The following is a 3,165-nucleotide window of genomic DNA, read 5'->3' on the forward strand; positions in this document are numbered from 1 at the left end:
TGAAGTTTTGTAAAGACATACAGTATCTATATACTGCAAAAAATTGAACATAAGACGCCGATACATTAAGCAATCCTTACCTTTTAATCTGCAGATTGGCGAAAGCAAATACAATAGCTTCACTATCGTGATAAGGGCGCTGGCGAAGGGTGTCAAGTAAGTTTTTCGTTTCTATAGCTACTACCACGATTGTATAGGTAATTCTTCACTTATAATAATGATTCAAGCCTTCAGCTCCTCAAACACTTCACTTGCTCTATTTAAAACAGAATCAGGAAAACCAGCAAGTTTTGCTACATGTATTCCATATGACTCATCTGCAATGCCTTCAATTACTTCATGTAGAAAGATAACCTCTCCGTTCCACTCTCTTATTTTTACACAAAAACATTTCACGTTCTTCAAGTATTTGCTTACTTTAGTTAATTCATGATAATGAGTTGCAAAAATGGCGCGGCACTTATTTACATTGTTAATATGTTCAATCACCGCCTGTGCAATAGATAATCCATCATACACCCCTGTGCCCCTACCAATTTCATCAAGTATCACCAAGGAACGGTCCGTTGCCTGATTTACTATCGTTGCTGTTTCGATCATCTCTACCATGAAGGTAGAATAACCAGCTGTTATATTATCCGTTGCGCCAACCCTGCTGAATATCTTGTCAATCACTCCAATATGTGCACTCTCTGCTGGCACAAATGACCCCATGTGAGCTAAAATTGCAATGAGAGCGTTTTGCCTCAAGAAAGTGCTTTTTCCAGCCATATTAGGACCAGTAATTAGATGTATACCAGCTAAATTGATGCTATTTGCAATGAATTTATCGTTAACTTCAACCACTGGATGTCTTCCGCTACAGATATTGAACTCTTTGCTGTCATCAATAATGGGTTTTACGTAATTATTTTGCACTGCAAGCTCTGCAAATGCTGTTCTAATATCAAGTTTTGCCAAAGCATTTGCAGCAAGAGCAATTTTTTCAGACTCTTTAGCAACTTCACTACACAGTTCACTAAAAATTTTCATTTCTAAGCCGATTGCAGCATCACGTGCCGTAAGAATTTTGTTTTCTAGTTCTTTCAATTCATTAGTAGTGTAGCGCATGCTATTTGCTAAGCTTTGCCTATGAATAAATATATCCGAAGTTATTTTGTGATTTGCCGACACTTCAACGTAATAACCAAGTATGTTGTTGTGTAATATTTTGAGTGCGGCAATGCCAGTTAGGTCGCGATAAGATTCACGGAGTTTGGTTATTAGTTTATTACTATTATTTAATATGTAGGATAACTCAGATAATTCTGAGTTGTATTTTGAGTGAATAAATCCTCCTTCTTTCACGGAACTGAGGTTATTATCGAGTATAGCACTATTTAACAGTTCAAATAGGTCTTTATGATTGCCAAGGCTCTTATGTATTCTGCTGAGTTCACTCTCGTCACTACTTATCACCTGAGTAGTAGACACTGGTTCCTTTTCTCCGTTCAAGCACTGGAATGACATCTGAGAGTTAATTTCTGATTTTTCACTTAAACAATAATTATGCAAGGTAGACAGAAACTCAGACAACTCTAAAGTTTTTCCTAGGCCTATTTTTAATAGGTTCATATCCTTTGGTGAACCACGCCCTAGTATTAAGCGCGATAAAGACCTTTCAATATCTGGAATGTTAGATAATATCTCTCGTATTTTTTTGCGTGAATCATGATTATTTACAAAAAATTGAGCGGTGCTGAGCCTCAAATTGATTGCCTTGGAGCAAGCAAGTGGTGAAGCGAGCATTTGTTTGAGCAGGCGTCCACCAGAAGCTGTAACTGTGTGATCAATAACTGAAATTAGTGAACCTTTCTTTTCACCAAATTGAGTTGAGAATAACTCAAGATTTCTCCTTGCTGAAGCATCAATAAGCATGAAATTTTGTTGCTTATAGGTTTTCGGGAATTCAAGCCTTGGAATGGAGCCCCTTTGTGTTACTCTGACATATTCAAGCAGTGCACCGCACGCCATCATTTCTACTTTGCTGAAATTTCCTATACTCCCAAGTTCCCTGATTTTATAAAACTCGCATAACGTTCTGTGAGATTTACTATACTCAAAAAAACTCTGTACGTGTTGTGTAATTGATATTTTATAATTTTTTAAAATCGATCTAATTTTTTCGTCCTCAATGAATTTTTCAGAAATTAATAATTCTCTTGGTGATATACGCAATAAATCACTATCTAGAGCTTTCAAACTCGTTAAAGTGTGAAAAAATTTTCCCGTCGATAATTCAAGCCAACTAATAGCATATTCGTCATTTTGTTCAACTATGGATGCGAGATAATTATTGCTTTTATCCTCCAGTAGTGAATCTTCTATAATTGTACCTGGAGTTACAACTTGCACTACATCACGTTTTACTATGGATTTATAGCCCCTCTTTTTTGCTTCATCAGCAGTTTCTAATTGGTCACAGATTGCTACTTTGAATCCTAAATCTATTAGCTTGTGCAGGTAAGACTCACTACTGTGTGCTGGCACTCCACACATTGGTATTTCTTGCCCACACGAATTACCTCTCTTAGTGAGCACTATATTCAGCAATTTCGCAGCTTTAATAGCATCATCGAAAAACAACTCATAAAAATCTCCTAGCCTATAAAATAGCAGATGATCCTTGTATTGAGCTTTCAGGTTCAAATACTGCTCCATCACAGGGGTGTTTTTTTCTTTTACGAAGCTCATAATATTTTTTAATATATTGTATTGATAAACGTTATTATAGATTATATTGCACATGTGGATAACATAAATTTTATAGCCTTTCTTATAATAGTCCGAATGCGATAAGATATGTGTTTATGGCTATAGCAGGCCAGTAGCATATTACGGTCTGTTCGGATTATTGTAAAAAGAGCTATAAATAGGTGTATAGAGGGAAAAATTTAAAACAATTAAATTTCTTGGATCCAAGTAGTCAGGACACTTGGATGACATAAAGAGTAGGAGTATTTGATGACAAAAAAACAAAAAACGCAGTTGTCATTCCAGCGCGTGACGCTGGAATCCAGAATATCCTAATTACAAGGTTTATTATTTAGTTTGAAAAATATAGCCTTTCTTATAATAGTCCGAATGCGATAAGATATGTGTTTATGGCTATAGCAGGCCAGTAGC

1 protein-coding gene is annotated in these 3,165 nt (G+C 36.0%); it reads right to left on the reverse strand.

From position 1 onward, the window contains the following. Positions 1-222 precede the first annotated feature (222 nt). Positions 223-2,733, reverse strand: a complete 2,511-nt coding sequence (mutS, locus tag OZD68_RS05470; RefSeq protein ID WP_182309947.1) for a DNA mismatch repair protein MutS — start codon at positions 2,731-2,733, stop codon at positions 223-225. Positions 2,734-3,165 lie beyond the last annotated feature (432 nt).

It is taken from the genome of Wolbachia endosymbiont of Drosophila bicornuta (assembly GCF_028982105.1).
Taxonomy (GTDB): domain Bacteria; phylum Pseudomonadota; class Alphaproteobacteria; order Rickettsiales; family Anaplasmataceae; genus Wolbachia; species Wolbachia pipientis.